The 17,927-nt window shown below is 40.0% G+C and carries 17 protein-coding genes and 4 pseudogenes; 17 read left to right on the forward strand and 4 right to left on the reverse strand.

What is annotated here, in order from left to right; translation table 11 throughout:
• The first annotated feature begins 161 nt into the window (after positions 1-161).
• From AC058W_RS07750 to AC058W_RS07765, 4 genes are all read left to right on the forward strand, one after another.
• Positions 162-908, forward strand: a complete 747-nt coding sequence (locus tag AC058W_RS07750; protein ID WP_005421611.1) for an SDR family NAD(P)-dependent oxidoreductase — start codon at positions 162-164, stop codon at positions 906-908.
• Between the two features lie 92 nt (positions 909-1,000).
• Positions 1,001-1,306 carry a thioredoxin gene (trxA, locus tag AC058W_RS07755; protein ID WP_019161210.1) on the forward strand — a complete coding sequence of 102 codons (306 nt, stop codon included), beginning with the start codon at positions 1,001-1,003 and terminating at the stop codon, positions 1,304-1,306.
• A gap of 12 nt (positions 1,307-1,318) precedes the next feature.
• Positions 1,319-1,639, forward strand: coding sequence for a rhodanese-like domain-containing protein (locus tag AC058W_RS07760; RefSeq protein WP_005421613.1), 321 nt, complete (start codon positions 1,319-1,321; stop codon positions 1,637-1,639).
• A gap of 1 nt (position 1,640) precedes the next feature.
• Positions 1,641-3,338, forward strand: coding sequence for an FAD-dependent oxidoreductase (locus AC058W_RS07765; RefSeq protein ID WP_117846075.1), 1,698 nt, complete (start codon positions 1,641-1,643; stop codon positions 3,336-3,338).
• Positions 3,339-3,452: 114 nt separating this feature from the next.
• Here the strand turns inward: AC058W_RS07765 and AC058W_RS07770 are convergent, their stop codons facing one another.
• Complete coding sequence (locus tag AC058W_RS07770) at positions 3,453-4,136, reverse strand: Crp/Fnr family transcriptional regulator (RefSeq protein ID WP_044997044.1); 684 nt, start codon at positions 4,134-4,136, stop codon at positions 3,453-3,455.
• Between the two features lie 208 nt (positions 4,137-4,344).
• Between AC058W_RS07770 and AC058W_RS07775 the strand changes: the two genes are divergently transcribed.
• The 4 genes and pseudogenes from AC058W_RS07775 (at position 4,345) to trxB (ending at position 7,365) form a co-directional block, all read left to right on the forward strand.
• Positions 4,345-4,890 (forward strand): 4Fe-4S binding protein, encoded by a 546-nt coding sequence (locus AC058W_RS07775; protein WP_243101818.1) that lies wholly within the window; start codon positions 4,345-4,347, stop codon positions 4,888-4,890.
• A gap of 102 nt (positions 4,891-4,992) precedes the next feature.
• Positions 4,993-5,766, forward strand: coding sequence for a DUF134 domain-containing protein (locus tag AC058W_RS07780; protein ID WP_117677479.1), 774 nt, complete (start codon positions 4,993-4,995; stop codon positions 5,764-5,766).
• A 288-nt stretch (positions 5,767-6,054) separates the two neighbouring features.
• Positions 6,055-6,420, forward strand: coding sequence for a thioredoxin family protein (locus AC058W_RS07785; protein WP_082419326.1), 366 nt, complete (start codon positions 6,055-6,057; stop codon positions 6,418-6,420).
• Positions 6,421-6,437: 17 nt separating this feature from the next.
• Positions 6,438-7,365 (forward strand): annotated as a pseudogene (trxB, locus tag AC058W_RS07790) (thioredoxin-disulfide reductase).
• A gap of 355 nt (positions 7,366-7,720) precedes the next feature.
• Here trxB and AC058W_RS07795 read toward each other — a convergent pair.
• The 3 genes from AC058W_RS07795 to AC058W_RS07805 all read right to left on the reverse strand — a co-directional run bounded on the left by AC058W_RS07795 (position 7,721) and on the right by AC058W_RS07805 (position 9,302).
• On the reverse strand, positions 7,721-8,137 hold the full coding sequence (locus AC058W_RS07795) for a hypothetical protein (RefSeq protein ID WP_330597034.1): 417 nt from the start codon (positions 8,135-8,137) through the stop codon (positions 7,721-7,723).
• 152 nt (positions 8,138-8,289) lie between these two features.
• Complete coding sequence (locus tag AC058W_RS07800; protein WP_479389923.1) at positions 8,290-8,721, reverse strand: helix-turn-helix domain-containing protein; 432 nt, start codon at positions 8,719-8,721, stop codon at positions 8,290-8,292.
• 50 nt (positions 8,722-8,771) lie between these two features.
• Positions 8,772-9,302 carry a hypothetical protein gene (locus AC058W_RS07805; protein ID WP_479389924.1) on the reverse strand — a complete coding sequence of 177 codons (531 nt, stop codon included), beginning with the start codon at positions 9,300-9,302 and terminating at the stop codon, positions 8,772-8,774.
• Here AC058W_RS07805 and AC058W_RS07810 point away from each other — a divergent pair.
• The 9 genes and pseudogenes from AC058W_RS07810 to gatB form a co-directional block, all read left to right on the forward strand.
• A pseudogene (locus AC058W_RS07810) lies at positions 9,261-10,028 on the forward strand (IS1182-like element ISRmsp2 family transposase); the annotation flags it as partial. The gene AC058W_RS07805 and the pseudogene AC058W_RS07810 sit on opposite strands and share 42 nt — an antisense overlap.
• A gap of 180 nt (positions 10,029-10,208) precedes the next feature.
• Positions 10,209-10,343: pseudogene (locus AC058W_RS07815) on the forward strand (toxin HicA); the annotation flags it as partial.
• Positions 10,323-10,473: pseudogene (locus tag AC058W_RS07820) on the forward strand (toxin-antitoxin system HicB family antitoxin); the annotation flags it as partial. The pseudogenes AC058W_RS07815 and AC058W_RS07820, both read left to right, overlap by 21 nt.
• Positions 10,474-10,758: 285 nt before the next feature.
• On the forward strand, positions 10,759-12,081 hold the full coding sequence (locus AC058W_RS07825) for a glutamine synthetase family protein (RefSeq protein WP_117674674.1): 1,323 nt from the start codon (positions 10,759-10,761) through the stop codon (positions 12,079-12,081).
• 137 nt (positions 12,082-12,218) lie between these two features.
• Positions 12,219-12,773 (forward strand): ANTAR domain-containing response regulator, encoded by a 555-nt coding sequence (locus tag AC058W_RS07830; RefSeq protein WP_055153468.1) that lies wholly within the window; start codon positions 12,219-12,221, stop codon positions 12,771-12,773.
• 394 nt (positions 12,774-13,167) lie between these two features.
• The gene (aspS, locus tag AC058W_RS07835) at positions 13,168-14,499 is read left to right on the forward strand and encodes an aspartate--tRNA(Asn) ligase (RefSeq protein ID WP_479389925.1); all 1,332 of its coding nucleotides are present in this window, start codon (positions 13,168-13,170) and stop codon (positions 14,497-14,499) included.
• A 118-nt stretch (positions 14,500-14,617) separates the two neighbouring features.
• On the forward strand, positions 14,618-14,911 hold the full coding sequence (gene gatC / locus AC058W_RS07840; protein ID WP_019161228.1) for an Asp-tRNA(Asn)/Glu-tRNA(Gln) amidotransferase subunit GatC: 294 nt from the start codon (positions 14,618-14,620) through the stop codon (positions 14,909-14,911).
• Between the two features lie 11 nt (positions 14,912-14,922).
• Positions 14,923-16,392 carry an Asp-tRNA(Asn)/Glu-tRNA(Gln) amidotransferase subunit GatA gene (gatA, locus tag AC058W_RS07845; protein ID WP_117674676.1) on the forward strand — a complete coding sequence of 490 codons (1,470 nt, stop codon included), beginning with the start codon at positions 14,923-14,925 and terminating at the stop codon, positions 16,390-16,392.
• The gene (gene gatB, locus AC058W_RS07850) at positions 16,389-17,831 is read left to right on the forward strand and encodes an Asp-tRNA(Asn)/Glu-tRNA(Gln) amidotransferase subunit GatB (protein ID WP_278308724.1); all 1,443 of its coding nucleotides are present in this window, start codon (positions 16,389-16,391) and stop codon (positions 17,829-17,831) included. Before gatA ends, gatB begins: the two co-directional genes overlap by 4 nt.
• Positions 17,832-17,927: the final 96 nt, after the last annotated feature.

Consider the following 17,927-nt stretch of genomic DNA (forward strand, 5'->3'; position numbering starts at 1 on the left):
TTCACTAAAATTCTGATTATTTAAATACGGATAGATAAACAAAAACCCTGGTGCGTGTGAGCAACAGGGTTTTTTATTGCGATAGTTTGTGATGATATCACAGAAAATGATTTACCTTTTGCTTATAATGTAACTACAAACAAAGTAAGGAGGTAGTCTAAATGAGATTAAAAGATAAAGTTGCAATCATTACGGGTGGAAGCCGTGGTATAGGATTTGCTACAGCTGATAAATTCTTGAAGGAAGGTGCTTCAGTTGTGTTGGCAGCAAGTTCACAGGAATCGGCAGATGTTGCTGTAGATAAATTAAAAGAAAAATATCCCAATGCAATAGTTGCTGGAATTAGTCCAAATCTGGCAAGCATGGAGTCTGTCAGAAAGGCTTTTAAAGAGGCAACTGAAAAATATGGATGTGTCGACATACTGGTAAATAATGCAGGGATTTCAGAAAACACCTCATTTATGGATTATACAGAGGAGACTTTTGATAAAGTCATGGATCTAAATGTAAAAGGAGTATTTAATACTACTCGTGTAGCAGCAGAATGTATGGTGGCAAGAGGCAAGGGGGTCATTCTCTCAACTTCTTCCATGGTGAGTATTTCGGGACAGCCAAGTGGGTTTGCTTATCCGGCATCGAAGTTTGCAGTAAACGGATTGACTGTATCATTAGCAAGAGAACTAGGACCTAAAGGTATTCGTGTTAATGCTGTTGCACCTGGGATTACAGAAACTGATATGATGAAGGCCGTGCCAAAGGAAGTTATCGAACCTATGATTGAAAGAATTCCATTGCGTCGTCTTGGACAGCCAGAAGATATTGCCAATGCGTTTGTGTTTCTTGCTTCAGATGAGGCGAGTTACATTACAGGTGTTATATTAAGTGTAGATGGTATGGCAAGAAGTTAAGTTAATGAGGTATGGTGATGTAATCACGGAAAATAAATGAAATTAAGACTATAATAAATCTACAAAAAGAAAAAGATAAGGAGGACTGTAAAATGTCTGCTATTAATATCAATAAAAATAATTTTCAGAACGAAGTACTGAATTCCGATAAACCCGTTCTTTTAGATTTTTGGGCATCTTGGTGTGCACCTTGCCGCATGGTAGTACCTATTGTAGAGGAGATTGCAAGTGAGCGTAGAGATATTAAAGTTGGAAAGATTAATGTAGATGAAGAGCCTGAACTGACAAATAAGTTCAGTATTATGAGCATTCCGACTTTAGTGGTTATGAAGAATGGGAAGATTGTACAGCAGGTTTCAGGGGCGAGACCTAAGAATGCGATTTTAGAAATGCTTTAGGGAGGTGTGCTAATGGGATTTTTTGATCTCTTTAAACAGTCGAATATTAATCAAGGCATAGAAGAATATAAAAGGACTGATGATGCAGTTCTGCTGGATGTACGTACACCGCAGGAATATCAGGAAGGACATATACCAGAAAGTAAAAATGTGCCGTTGCAGCAACTTGACAATATTGCTTCTGTAGCGAAGAATAAGGATATCCCACTGTTTGTATACTGTTATTCCGGTTCACGAAGCCGCCAGGCAACTGGGATACTGCAACGAATGGGATATTCTAAAGTAAATAATATCGGTGGCATTGCAGCTTACTCAGGAAAGGTGGAAAAATAAGATGAAGGTAATAATTGTAGGAGGTGTAGCCGGAGGAGCTACAGCCGCAGCAAGAATACGCAGACTGAATGAGCATACTGAAATTACTGTGTTTGAAAGATCCGGATACATATCCTATGCAAATTGTGGGCTTCCATATTATATTGGAGACGTGATCACAGACCCGGAAGAACTTACACTACAGACACCAGAGAGTTTTTTTAAACGCTTCCGTATTAACATGAAAATTCATCATGAAGTTATCTCCATACATCCGGAACGTAAAACGGTTTCAGTGAAAAATTTAGAGAATGGTGAGATATTTGAAGAAAAATATGATAAGCTGATCCTCTCTCCAGGTGCAAAGCCAACACAGCCGAGACTTCCCGGAGTAGGTATTGATAAACTTTTTACACTTCGTACTGTAGAAGACACTTTTCAGATAAAGGAATATATAAATAAGAATCATCCAAAATCGGCTGTATTGGCAGGTGGCGGTTTTATTGGTCTGGAACTGGCAGAAAATTTGAGGGAGCTTGGCATGGATGTTACGATTGTCCAGCGGCCTAAGCAGCTGATGAATCCATTTGACCCGGATATGGCATCCATGATCCATAATGAAATGAGAAAGCATGGAATAAAACTGGTACTAGGCTATACAGTAGAAGGATTTAAAGGAAAAGACAATGGAGTGGAGATCTTATTAAAAGATAATCCATCCCTTCAGGCTGATATGGTGGTGCTAGCAATCGGAGTCACACCAGACACAGCATTAGCAAAAGAAGCTGGTCTGGAACTTGGCATCAAGGGAAGTATTGTAGTGAATGACAGAATGGAAACTTCTGTACCGGATATTTATGCAGCAGGTGATGCAGTTCAGGTAAAACATTATGTTACGGGTGATGATGCGCTGATTTCTTTAGCGGGACCTGCTAATAAACAGGGCAGGATCATCGCGGATAACATTTGTGGTGGTGATAGTCGTTATCTGGGCAGTCAGGGAAGCTCCGTTATCAAAGTATTTGATATGACAGCAGCCACTACAGGTATCAATGAAACCAATGCCAAAAAGTCAGGATTAGAGGTAGATACAGTAATTCTTTCTCCTATGAGTCATGCCGGTTACTATCCTGGTGGAAAAGTGATGACCATGAAGGTGGTTTTTGAAAAAGAAACCTATCGTTTGCTTGGTGCTCAGATTATTGGATATGAAGGCGTTGATAAACGTATTGATGTGCTGGCAACAGCAATTCATGCAGGGCTGAAGGCAACCCAGCTGAAAGATTTAGATCTCGCATATGCACCGCCTTATTCCTCTGCCAAGGATCCTGTAAATATGGCTGGATTCATGATAGACAATATAGCGAAAGGTACCTTAAAACAATGGCATTTGGAAGATATGGATAAGATTTCTAAAGATCAAAATGTGGTGTTGCTGGATGTGAGAACGGTAGGTGAATTTAACAGGGGTCATATGGATGGATTCAACAATATTCCTGTAGATGAACTGAGGGAACGAATTAACGAAATTGAGAAAGGAAAGCCTGTGTATCTGATATGCCAAAGTGGTCTGCGCAGTTACATTGCCAGCCGTATTCTGGAAGGAAATGGATATGAAACATATAACTTTTCCGGTGGATTCCGCTTCTATGATGCAGTGGTTAATGACCGTGCGCTGATCGAAAGGGCATATGCATGCGGTATGGATTATAAAAAATAATCATAATATTTTTATAATTTTCTCGTAATATAAAAAGATCCCCCATTTATTAGAATGACTTTCATAATTCTGATAAATGGCGGATTCTTCTTTATATGTTACAGAAAAACAATTTTATGACCTTTGGAGTGTTTCCAGTCTTTTTGAATCAAGGATTGTGATTTTGCCGCGGGAGAGTTTGACGAGACCCTCGCCTTGAAAGTATCGAAGCATTCGAGTGATAACTTCCCTGTGGGAACCAAGATGATTAGCAATCGTCTCATGAGTGATTTTCAGCTCGTTTGTTCCTTCGATAGAGGTTTCTTCTAAAAGAAATGAAGCAACACGCTTATCCAAACTCTTCCACATGATTTGTTCAATCAGCCACATGACATCAGAAAAACGGGTAGCCATTAACTCATTGGTATAGTTTGCGACAGGAGCAGATTCCTTCATGATGCCCTTATAGATTTCAGCAGGAATGATCCAAAGATCAGTATCTTTTTCTGCTTCAATGGTTACTTCAAATTGAATGGAGCGTATGATACATGAGGCGGATAAAAGACACATATCCATATCGAACAGACGGTAAAGTGTAATCTCTCGTCCTTCATCTGAAAGCATGTAGGTTCGAAGCTGCCCGGATTTAACCAGTAATAATCCAGTACAATCCAGGTTTCCATTGTGAATGATTGTTCCTTTTTTTACATACTGTGTGATTAAATTGTCTGAAATTAGTTTTTTCTGTGCTGTATTTAAGTCATTCCATAGTGGAAAATAATTTTCGAAGTTCATAACCGTTATCTCCTTTACGAACATAGTATACTTGTTTTTTTTAGATGCGTCAATTATATAATTGACATATGCCATAAATAAAAATATACTGATTATAATATATGACGGTTGCAAATATGAGAGAGGGATAAATAATGCAGGGAGATGTCAGTTTTACATTTTTGGACCGAATTGAAATGAAAGAGAGGGTAACAGTGTGAAGAAAAAGAAGCATTGGTATGATTATTTATAGATATGGGCGATCATTTATTTTGCTCTCGGTTTTTTTAATATTTTGTTCGCTTGGTTTGGGATGATTGATTTCTTGGTGCCGTTAGGAATAGCAATATTCGGTGGAAATAAATTTTTCTGTAATCATTTGTGTGGACGTGGCCAGCTTTTTAGTAAGCTTGGAGGAGATTTAAAATGCTCAAGAAATAAACCAACCCCGCGATGGATGAGTTCAAAATGGTTCCGATATGGCTTTTTGATATTTTTCCTTACAATGTTTGGGAATATGGTATTTCAGACATATTTAGTTGGTGCCGGAGCATCCTCCTTGCGTGAAGCCATCAAACTATTTTGGACCTTCCGTGTTCCATGGGGATGGACATACACTGCAGGAACAGTAGCTGATTGGGTGGCACAGTTTAGTTTTGGATTTTATAGTTTGATGCTTACATCTCTGCTGTTAGGGTTGATCGTAATGGTGTTATATAAGCCAAGAACCTGGTGTGCATTTTGTCCAATGGGAACAATGACGCAGGGCATCTGTAAATTAAAAAATAATGGAAAATAAGTAATACTATTAGGTTATACATAAAAGGCATATGTCAAAAACGTTATTGACATATGCCTTTTATAAGGCTATTATATAAGAAAAGCGAGAAAGGAGCAGTTTATGCCGAGACCAGTAAAATGCAGAAAAGTCTGTCATTTCCCCAATATTTTAGAATTCCTTCCGGCAGATAATACTGAGAAAAAAACACCCATTGTTCTGACGGTAGATGAGTATGAGACAATTCGTCTTTTGGACAAGAAAGGTTATAGTCAGGAGCAGTGTGCAGCATCTATGCAAGTCGCAAGAACAACAGTTCAACGGATTTACGAGATTGCCAGGAAGAAAATAGCAGATGCACTTATTGATGGACATCCGCTTAGAATTGAGGGTGGGGATTTCATAATCTGTGACGGTCAGAGCAGCAACTGCAGCTTTGGAGGATGTTATAAACAGGAAATTTACCAAAAATATGCAGAAGAAAAAGGAGAAGGTATCATGAGAATAGCAGTAACATATGAAAATGGACAGATTTTCCAGCACTTTGGACACACAGAGACATTTAAGATTTACGATGTAGAGGAAGGAAAAGTAGTACATTCAGAAATAGTAGATACGAATGGAAGCGGACATGGTGCATTAGCGGGAGTTCTTAATGCATTGAATGCAGATGTTCTGATCTGTGGCGGAATCGGAGGCGGTGCACAGACAGCATTAGCGGCAGCCGGTATTAAGCTTTTCGGAGGAGTTTCCGGAGATGCGGATGAAGCAGTAGAAGCCTTTATTAATGAAACACTGGATTACAATCCGGATGTGAAGTGCTCTCACCATGAGCACAGCCACGGGGAAGGACATACCTGTGGTGAGCACGGATGTGGAAGCCATAGCTGTCATTAAGAAGAATAGTGAAAAATAATAATACGAAAGGATGTGCCAAGGTAATGGAGAAGTTACCGTAGCGCATCCTTTTTTGTTATTTTCATATTGATTATTTCTTACTTGTCGAAAGTAATGAATTGAACGTATAATACTCCCAGCTTTTTGTAACTGTCAAAGATGGGAGTATACTTAATTTATTGAGATGTGTCAATTATATAACTGGCATATGCCGTAAATAGAAATAAAAAGAAGCGTAATAAAGTAAATTGTTTTTTCTGTGATATCATCACGGAAGCAAGATCTTTTATGGGGTATATTAAGTTCAAACAGGAGAAGGGGTTAAAAAATATGACATCAATAAATATAAATAAAGAAAAGTTTGGACAATTAATTCATAAGGAAAAACTGGTTTTGGTTGATTTCTGGGCACCTTGGTGTGGTTATTGCCGTAGAATTGGAGCAGCTTATGAAAAAATAAGTGAAGAATACAGCGATATTCTTATTGCAGGAAAAGTAAATATTGATGAAGAACCACAGATTGCAGAAGCTGAAAAGATTGAGATAATTCCTACGCTGGTTTTATATCGAGATGGAAAGGCAATAGATTCTATTGTTGCACCCGAATCAAAAAAAATGATAGAAAACTTTATTAATGAAGCTTTGGAAAAATAAAATAGGAGGACTGTTGTATGAATGAAAATCATGTTTACGATATGATTATCGTGGGAGGAGGACCTGGTGGGTATACATCAGCATTATACGCAGCCAGAGCAGGACTTGAAACAATTGTTTTAGAAAAATTATCTGCAGGTGGCCAGATGTCACTGACATGGCAGATTGATAACTATCCTGGTTTTGAAAATGGAATTGACGGATTTTCATTGGCAGAGAAAATGCAAAAACAGGCGGAAAAATATGGCGCTAAAAGTGAATATGCAGAAGTTTTTAATATGGATTTAGCAGGAAAGCTTAAGAGAGTAGAAACTAGTTCGGGAATTTATATTGGGAAAACAGTAGTGATAGCTACAGGAGCAAATCCAAGAGAACTTGGTCTTGATAAAGAAAAAGAATTGATAGGTCATGGAGTTGCTTATTGTGCCGCCTGTGATGGTATGTTTTATAAAGATAAGATTGTGGTTGTTGTTGGTGGTGGAAATTCTGCTGTATCAGATGCTACTCTTTTAAGTCGAATTGCTAAGAAAGTTATCATTGTTCATCGAAGAGATACATTACGTGCAACAAAAATTTACAATGACCAGCTGATGAAAACTGAAAATATAGAGTTTCGATGGAATAGTACAGTAAAAGAACTGCTTTATGGAGAACGATTGACTGGTGTGCGGTTGAAAGATACAGTTACAGGAGAAGAAAACATTATAGAATGTGACGGCTTGTTTGTGAGTATCAGGAAGAAAACCGACAATAGATTTTTTAGATAATCAGATAGAACTGGATAATAAAGGATATATTGTGGCAGGTGAAAATACTGAAACGAGTATTCCAGGTGTTTATGCTGTAGGAGATGTCAGAACAAAGTTACTTCGTCAGATAGTAACAGCTGTTGCAGATGGTGCTATGGCAGTACATATGGCAGAAAAATATATAGGGAAAATGTAAAGTGAATTCCGCCTTTATGCATAGGAATTGTTTGGTTAAGTTAAATAATGAAACAGAAAATAGTCATTTTGATAGACCATATTTACTATAAATAATCAGAATTTGAATACTGAACTTTTTATATTGAAATATGTACGATTTCAATAATGACATGAACTTAAGGGAACGTATTGCGGATACTTTGTGAACTTTATCCTGATACAATGATTATGCTGATGAAAGAAGGCATGTATTATTGTTTTCTATATTGATATTAGGACAGAATGTTGTCAGCTATAATGTGCAAAATGAATTACGTTTAGTTAAAAAAGGATTTCCGCTCAGATATTCTTTAAAAGAAAAATTACAATGCAAGTCAGTTATTGGAAGAGTATTCAAAACAAAAAGTAAGTGAAAGATAATATACTTTATCCACATTCCAGACAGGTACGCAGAGCATGACACTCACAAAGCAGTGTCCATTCAGATAGTTGGAACCGTTGTGTGCGGCATGGTCAAACAGTTTTGAAACATTTTCAAATTTTGTGCCAAATTTAGATACCATCGTATCATCCACGCACAGAAATACAGGCTGTGTCTGCAATGAATCCGGTATCAGCTTCAAAACAATCCTGACAGTAGTATTCATAAATCTGGAATGATCAACCTTTGCATAGGAACATGCATAATAAAATACATTCAGTGATTTCTCCGTTATTCTGGATAAAAAATGCTGATATAGAAACCGGATGGAATGTGCGGATTCTAAGGCCAGTATGGATAATATCAGCAAAAATAAGGTATCTGCTGTCGGAACAGAAAAAGTTGTAAAGTGGTGTAAATTATAATAATCAGAGTCACTTCCTATAATATAAGAAATGACTCTGACTTCATTTGTCATGAGTTTCTAATAAAAATATTTATTGTGAAAAATGTTAGAACCCGTCAGTTGGAAGTATTTCTCTCTAAATTTTTGCGGCGCTTAAATTCTAATGGCGAAGCGTTGAACTGCTTCTTAAATGCCGAAGAAAACTTGCTTTGATTCAAATAACCAACTTGTTCTGCAATTTCCGATACAGATAAGTTTGTAGTAGTGAGTAATTCAGCAGCTCGTTGCATACGAACTTCACGTAAATAAATTGATATATTTTGACCATAAACTCCGCGAAAGTAGTTCTTCAGGCTGGTTTCACTGACGGAAAACTGTGCAGCCAGTTCCCACGCAGGATGGTGTTGGCGCAGATCAGAAGTGACGATTTTTTCCACACGTTTTGCAATGTCTACCTGTGTTTCTGTGAAGAATGTGCAGGCTTGGGAAGGTGGTATTTCTTTCAGATTTTGAAGCAGTGAAAACAGGGCAAGGGTATAGATTTTCATTTGTGGGATTGCCAGCGGAACAGAAATATCCAGTAATGACCACAGCTTTTTTAAGATCTTCTTCTCATCTCAGTCGTAACCGACGCAATATAAGTACCCCCATCCGGGCAGTAAAGATCTCTGAGTCTGTGGAAATCAATATCAAATTCAGCTTCTACCCAGGAGCTTTGAGCATTTACGGTATCCATATCCACAAAAAACTCAATTCCTTCATAGATTCGGCGGGGATAAACGTATTGCTGTCTGGCGAATCGTTCGGTTAAGGATATCTCCCCATCTTTCACATACACAAAGTTCCCGTTATTCAGGATGAGTTCGCATCGTCCTGTTACACAGTAATTTAAGAGCAATGGTCCTGTTTCCATGGAGCCATTATCGTGAAAGTCTGGGGCTGTCCAGGCAGGAGAGTTCACAAAAATATAAGCCAATGTAACTCCTGGGAACAGAGGGAAAAAAGTCATGGAACCTTTCCCGTCTCTCTCCTTTAGAATGAGTTCTGCGCTAAATTCGCCCCGTTTTATAGATATACCTGGAATTATTGTTATGATCAATCCATTGACCCGGATGCCCGGATTGGCCATAAAACGGTCAATTCTTCTTTTTACGGATACAAAACTCATTTGGCCATGACAGATGAACGGATTATCACAGCAGCAACAATCACATCCGGCGAAGCATTTGATGGTCAGGAACTTCCAGTACTGGTTCAAAAAAGTAAAGCAGCAGGTGCAACCGTTAATGAAGTAATAGCAGATACCGCATATTCCACACTGGAAAATTTAAAAGATGCACAAAGCAATGACTATAAATTAATTTCAAAGCTTAACCCGAGCATCATAAAAGGGACTCGTTCAGAGGACGGCTTTATCTTTAATAAAGATGCGGATACCATGCAGTGCCCAGCGGGGCATTTGGCTATAAAATATCGAATTGACAAACGTAGTAATCAGAAAAAGAATACACGTATCAAATATTTTTTCGATATTAATAAATGCCATGTCTGTCCTTATCGTAATGGCTGCTATAAAGAAAATGCAAAAACCAAAACGTATAGTATCACTATTAAATCGGATTATCATAAAAATCAAGAAGCGTTTCAAAAAACACAATATTTCAAGGAACGTTTCAAAACCCGCTATATGATAGAGGCAAAAAATAGTGAATTAAAAAATATACACGGATATAGTCGTTGTGATGCTGCTGGACTATCAAACATGCAACTTCAAGGAGCAGTATCAATATTTGCAGTCAATTTAAAACGAATTTTAAAACTAAAGGGAGAAGTCTGCCCAAATGAGGAAGAATAGGAAAATTCATCTCTCAAAAGGGTAGATTTTGCATCCCTCAAAACACTATTTTAGCAATATTTTATTATCAAGGAACATTTTTGCACATATTTGACGCCCTGTGATACTAAACTTACCACTTTTTCAGTGGCATCCCTAAAGGCAGTGGGAGGAGCTTATGACAAACGAAAAAATTTATTTATGAATGTTCCGAGAAGTGGAAGCAGTCATTATACATTTAAAAAGTCTGGATGTATGCCTATTACAATACCAAAACATGAGCCGATAAAGAAAGTATATGTAGAAATGGTAAGGGAAATAGTAGAAAGTGCAATTTCAAATGCCCTGGATGAAAAAAAAGCATGGCTTGAAGCTGCATTAGAAGAAGGGGTAGAAATCCATGAACCGAGGGAATCAGTATTGCGTATATCTTCTTTCGAGGAATGATGCGGTATTCTCAAAATAGCAATTATATGTAAGCAGCAAAGCATGTTATTGAGAGCGGAATGCACAGTAACATGGAAAGAGCCGATGAAAAAATAAGCAGTTGACAAAGAACAGGTACATTGTTATAATTGCCTACATGAACAAAGGCGTTCTTTCTATAGAAAAGTAACTGTAGAAAGTGCGCCATTTTTTATATCATTATATCAAAAGAATCTATAAAATTTCCAGACAGGACAAAACTGTATCGAAGAATTATTAAGAATGCAAAAACAGCAGAAATTATGCTGACAAGGAGTGAGTGAAAATGGGGAATTATACCAGAGAAGAAATATTACAGATGGCTGAGGAGGAAGACGTGGAATTTATCCGTCTCCAGTTCACAGATATGTTCGGAACGCTGAAAAACATCGCCATAACTGCCCGGGAACTTCCCCGTGCACTGGATAACCGATGTATCGTAGATGGTTCCTTTATAGCAGGAATCGCAGGAGAGTCTGAACCGGATATGTATTTAAGACCGGATCTTGACACTTTTGCAATCCTTCCGTGGAGACCACAGCAGGGAAAAGTTGCCAGACTGTTATGCGACATCTATTGTCCGGACGGAACCCCTCATGAGAGAAGTCCGAGATATATCCTGAAGAAAACTGCCCGGGAGGCAAAGAAGGAGGGATATACCTGTCTGGTAGATCCGGAATGTGAATTTTTCCTTTTTCATACAGATGATAACGGAGTTCCGACCACTGTAACACATGAGAAGGCAGGATATCTGGATGTCAGTCCTGTGGATCTAGGTGAAAACGCAAGACGTGATATTGTATTAAATCTGGAAGACATGGGAATTGAGGTGGAATCCTCCCACCATGAAACTGCACCTGCCCAGCATGAAGTAGATTTTAAATACGGTGAAGTGCGTACTATTGCAGATAGGGTTATGTCATTCAAAATGACAGTCCGTACTATTGCCAAGCGTCATGGCCTTCATGCGACTTTTATGCCGAAACCGCGGGCAGAAGTAAACGGCTCTGGAATGCACATTCATTTCTTCTTATTTAAAGATGGAAGAAATGTATTCGTCAATCCGGGAAATCCCCAGGAATTAAGTGAAGAAGCTTATTACTTTGTAGGTGGTCTTCTGGCTCACAGCAAAGAGATGGCACTGATCACCAATCCTATTGTAAATTCCTATAAACGTCTGGTTCCCGGATATGAAGCACCGACAGAACTGACATGGACAAAGAATAACCAGAATTCCCTGGTAAGAATTCCGGGATCCAGAGGTATGGAAACAAGGATCGAGCTGAGAAGTCCGGATGCAGCAGCAAATCCGTATCTGGTATTTGCAGTATGTCTGGCAGCAGGACTGGATGGAATCCATAAGAAGATTTATCCGACCAAGTCCTCCAGCAGAGAGCTATCTGAAACAGACCAGAAAACAATGAAGATTGAGAATCTTCCGGGAAATTTAAACGAAGCAATTGATTACTTTGAACAGAGTGACTGGATCAAAGAAGTACTTGGAACAGAATTTTGTAAAGAATACGCAGCAGCCAAGAAAAAAGAATGGCTGCGTTATACAAGAGAAATTTCAGCTTGGGAAATCGAGGAATACTTATACAGAATTTAACCGAATCAAGTAAGTCCCCTGTGGAGATTGCGAATATCCGCTTGATCAAAATCAAGCAAGTCCCCTGCGGAGGTTGCGAAAAGCAATAAGCAGTGGGTGGGGACTCAGGCTGTAACAGAAAGAGGAGAGGCAGAGTTATGAGCAGCAGCATTGTGATTGCGTTACCGAAAATCGAAGACGCAAAGAAAATCCGCACAATACTTAACAGACATGGGCTCACAGTAGCCTCTGTCTGCAGCTCTGTCTCTAATGCGCTGGCCAGTATCTCAGAGCTTGACAGTGGTGTCCTGATATGTGGGTATAAGTTGACAGATGCCTATTATAAAGACGCTCTCGATGACCTGCCACAGTATTTTGAAATGCTGCTTCTGGCTTCTCAGCGTATTATAGATGAAGCACCGAATTCTGTCAGCACTGTCCAGATGCCGATGAAAGCAAGCGTACTGATAGATACGGTCAATGACATGCTCTATCACCTGGAACGCCGGATAAAAAAAGAAAAGAAGAAACCAAAGCCCAGATCAGAAAAAGAACAGAATTATATCTCGAATGCCAAACGCCTTCTGATGGAAAAAAACCAGATGACAGAAGAGGAAGCATATCGACACATCCAGAAATGCAGCATGGATTCAGGAACCAACATGGTAGAAACCGCACAGATGTTGCTTATGCTGATGTATGATGAAATCTGATTTTTCAAACACGTTCTAAATAAAATATCCGAAAATAATAAGGAAAATTTTGTAAAAAATGACGATATTATTTTGACAGAATATGTGGTAATATACAAAATATATTTTTGTTCATATCAAGTTAGAGGCAAAATACATTTTGGCCCTGACATCATATTATATATAGAAAGAATACAAACAAACATAAAATAGATAATAACGGGAAGAATGATTACAAAGGCGTAATCAGAGAGTCCAGGGGATAAGTGTCTCCGGATTTTCTGATTACGCCTTTTTGATATTCCGGGGTTCAAGGTCATAAAGTCGTTCGTGCCTGCACGAAAAGACTTTTGAACATGAAACTCATAGAGATATCACAAAGGTTTTCAGAAATGAAGAAATGGAGGATGAGGAAATGGAATTTATGGATGGAACATGGAAAAAAGGAATCAATACCTGGGAGGAACTCGTAGGTAATAATCTCCTGAACCAGGAAGCCATAATCGAAGGCGCTGTTCACAGCATCCGTAATATGGGTGATGTGGCATTTATCATTCTTAGAAGAAGGGAAGGTTTATTCCAGACAGTCTATGAAAATGAAATGGCAAATGTTTCCATTCATGAATTGAAGGAAGCAATGACGATCAGGGTGAAGGGAATCCTGCATGAAGAAGAGAGAGCACCCCACGGAAGAGAACTTCGTATCCGTCATATTGATATCTTATCAACACCTGCAGAGCCGCTTCCAATGGCAATCGACAAATGGAAGCTGAACACTTCTCTGGAAGCAAAATTAAACTACAGACCGATTTCCCTGAGAAACATTCAGGAGCGTTCCAAATTTAAAATCCAGGAAGCGCTGACAAAAGCATTCCGTGATTATCTCTACGGGCAGGGATTCACAGAAATCCATACTCCGAAGATCGGAGCCAGAGGCGCAGAGGGTGGAGCAAACCTTTTCAAATTCAGCTACTTCCACAAACCTGCAGTACTTGCGCAGAGCCCACAGTTTTATAAACAGATGATGGTTGGCGTATTTGACAGAGTATTTGAGACAGGTCCTGTATTCCGTGCTGAGAAACATAACACCAAACGTCACTTAAACGAATATACCAGTCTGGACTTCGAGATGGGATATATTGACAGCTTCGAAGAAATTATGGCAATGGAAACAGGATTCCTGCAGTATGCCATGAACCTTCTGAAAACAGAATATGCAAAAGAAGTACAGACCCTGAAACTTGAAATCCCGGACGTGTCCAAAATTCCGGCAGTCCGTTTCGATGTAGCCAAAGAACTGGTGTCACAGAAATACAACCGTAAGATCAGAAACCCATTTGACCTGGAACCGGAAGAAGAAGCATTGATCGGACAGTATTTCAAAGAAGAATATGGCTCAGATTTCGTATTTGTCACACATTATCCGTCAAAGAAACGTCCATTTTATGCAATGGATGATCCGGAAGACGCAAGATTTACCTTAAGCTTTGACCTGTTATTCAAAGGCCTTGAGATCACAACAGGCGGACAGCGCATCCATGATTACAACATGCTGCTACAGAAGATTGAAGACAGAGGTATGACCCAGGAAGGTATGGAACAGTATCTGGATACCTTCAAACATGGTATGCCGCCTCACGGTGGACTGGGAATCGGTCTGGAACGTCTGACCATGCAGCTTATCGGCGAAGAGAATGTTCGTGAAACCTGCCTCTTCCCGCGAGATATGAACCGTCTGGAGCCGTAAATAAGTCAGAAATTTGGAAAGCTGTCTATATATTGACCGGAAGCGGCAGGTTGATTCCGGGAAGAAAGAAATAAAAGCAATATAGAATGCTATAGACAGCATATATAAGGAGAAAATCATGGCAAAGATCATAGATGATGAAACAATGGAAAATGTCTGCATCCTGGCCAAGCTTTCCCTCTCAGAAGAAGAAAAGGAAAAAGCAAAAGCCCAAATGCAGAAAATGCTTGATTATGTAGAGAAACTGGATGAACTGGATACATCGGAAGTAGAGCCTATGTCCCATATTTTCCAGGATGAAAACGTATTTCGTGAGGATGTTGTTACAAACGGAGACAACAAAGAAGCAATGCTGGCAAATGCACCAAAAGCAAAAGAAGGACAGTATCAGGTTCCGAAAACCATAGGATAGGAGACAGGACAATGGAGTTGGAGAAATTAACAGCCCTGCAGCTTGGGGAAAAAATAAAACAGCGTCAGGTTAGCGTCCTGGATGGAGTAAAAACTGTTTTTGAACAGATTGAGAAACAGGATTCAGAAGTACACGCTTATCTTGACACATATAGAGAAGAAGCATATAAACGTGCAGAAGAAGTACAAAAAGGCATTGAGGACGGTACTTATACCAGTCCTCTTGCAGGTGTACCGATTGCGATTAAAGATAATATCTGTATTAATGGAAAGAAAACTACCTGTGCATCAAAGATTCTCGAGAATTTTGTGCCGCAGTATAATGCAGAAGTTATTGACCGTCTGGAAAGAGCCGGACTGGTCATTATCGGAAAAACAAATATGGATGAATTTGCCATGGGAAGTACCACAGAAACTTCTGCTTATGGCATTACCAGAAACCCATGGAATTTAGAACACGTACCGGGCGGATCTTCCGGTGGATCCTGTGCAGCAGTGGCAGCAGGAGAAACTTACCTGGCACTCGGCTCTGATACTGGTGGTTCTATCCGGCAGCCAAGTTCTTACTGTGGCGTGACCGGAATTAAGCCAACATATGGAACGGTATCCCGTTACGGTTTGGTAGCTTACGCATCCTCTCTGGATCAGATCGGTCCGGTTGGCAAAGATGTAGCTGACTGCGCAGCCCTTCTGGAAATTATTGCAGGACATGATGAAAAAGACAGCACATCCATGAAAAGAGAAGACCTGCAGTTCTCCAAAGAACTGACAGGAGATGTCAAAGGTATGAAATTTGGTGTTCCGGAAGAATATCTTGCAGAAGGACTTGATCCGGAAGTAAAAGCATCCTTTATGGGCGTACTTGATACTCTTAAAGAGATGGGCGCAGAAGTAGAATTCTTTTCCATCAAGACTATGGAATACATGATTCCTGCCTATTATATTATCGCCAGTGCAGAGGCAAGTTCCAACCTGGAACGTTTCGATGGCGTAAAGTATGGTTATCGTGCCGCAGAATATGACGGTCTCCACGATATGTACAAAAAGACAAGAACAGAAGCTTTCGGAGAGGAAGTAAAACGTCGTATCATGCTTGGTTCTTTCGTGTTAAGCTCCGGTTATTATGATGCATATTATCTGAAAGCGCTCCGTACTAAAGCACTGATCAAAAAAGAATTTAACGAGGCATTCAGTAAATATGATGTACTTCTTGCACCTGCATCTCCATTTACGGCACCGAAAATCGGAGAGAGCTTAAAAGACCCTCTTGCCATGTACCTTGGAGATATTTACACAGTAGCAGTTAACCTCTGCGGCCTTCCGGGAGTCACAGTCCCATGTGGAAAAGACAGTAAAGGTCTTCCAATCGGTATCCAGATGATCGGAGACTGCTTCATGGAGAAGAAAATTCTGCGTGCAGCACACGCTTATGAAACCAGCCGCGGCTCCTTTGCCGTACCAGGAGAAGGAGGCATCAGATAATGAAACAGTACGAAACAGTCATTGGACTTGAGGTCCATGTAGAACTCGCCACAAAAACGAAAATTTTCTGCGGATGCTCCACAGAGTTCGGAGGAGCACCGAATACACATACATGCCCGGTCTGCACAGGTATGCCGGGTTCCCTTCCTGTACTGAATAAGAAAGTAGTAGAATTTGCCCTGAAAGCAGGGCTTGCAGCTAATTGCCAGATTAATCAGTACTGCAAATTTGACCGTAAAAACTATTTCTACCCGGATAACCCGCAGAACTATCAGATCTCTCAGCTGTACCTGCCAATCTGCCATGATGGCTGGGTAGAGATTGAGACATCAGCAGGAAAAAAGAAAATCCGTATCCATGAAATGCATATGGAGGAAGATGCCGGTAAGTTGATTCATGATGAATGGGAGGATTGCTCTTTGGTAGACTACAACCGAAGTGGTGTACCGTTAATTGAGATCGTATCTGAACCTGATATGAGAAGCTCTGAAGAAGTTATCGCCTATCTGGAGAAACTCCGCTGTATGATGCAGTATCTGGGCGTATCCGACTGCAAACTTCAGGAAGGTTCCATGCGTGCAGACGTTAACCTTTCTGTCCGTGAAGTAGGTGCAGAAGAATTCGGAACCAGAACAGAGATGAAGAATCTGAACTCTTTCAAAGCGATTGCCAGAGCTATCGAAGGTGAAAGAGAGCGCCAGATTGAGCTGATTGAAGAAGGTAAGGCAGTCACACAGGAAACCCGCCGTTGGGATGATAATAAAGAATATTCTTATGCGATGCGTTCCAAAGAGGATGCCAAGGATTACAGATATTTTCCTGATCCTGATCTTCCGCCGATTCATATTTCTGATGCATGGATCGAAAAAATCAAGGCAGAGCAGCCGGAGCTTCGCGAAGCAAAACAGGCCCGCTATCAGGAAGAATACGGACTTCCGGCTTATGACGCAGGAATCCTTACAGAATCCCGTCATCTGGCAGGACTTTTCGAAGAAACAGCAGCTATTTACGGAAATGCCAAGAAAACAGCAAACTGGTTTATGGGTGAGGTACTCCGCCTGACGAAAGATAAAGCTATGGATCCGGAACAGGTATCTTTCTCACCGAAACATCTTGCAGATCTTCTGGTAATGGTAGAAAAATCCGAAGTCAGCCCACAGAATGCCAAGAAAGTTTTTGAGAAAGTCTTTGCGGAAGACATTGATCCTGTAGCCTACATTGAGGAACATGGTCTGAAGATTGTAGAAGACACAGGACTTCTGGAAGAAACCATCAACAGGATTCTGGATGCTAACCCAGGACCACTTTCAGAACTTCTGGGAGGTAAAGATAAAGTCATGGGCTTCTTTGTAGGCCAGATCATGAAAGAGATGAAAGGCAAGGCAAATCCTGCAAGTGCGCGCGAGACACTTATGAAAGAAGTAGAGAAGCGTAAATAAAATAAATCACCCCGGACATTATGCCCGGGGTAAAAAATGTTACTGTTCACTCTGTTCACAGCAACACGCTTCGCGATGCAAAAAATATGAACCTCC

It is taken from the genome of Blautia sp. CGZ-1-C1, assembly GCF_056504575.1.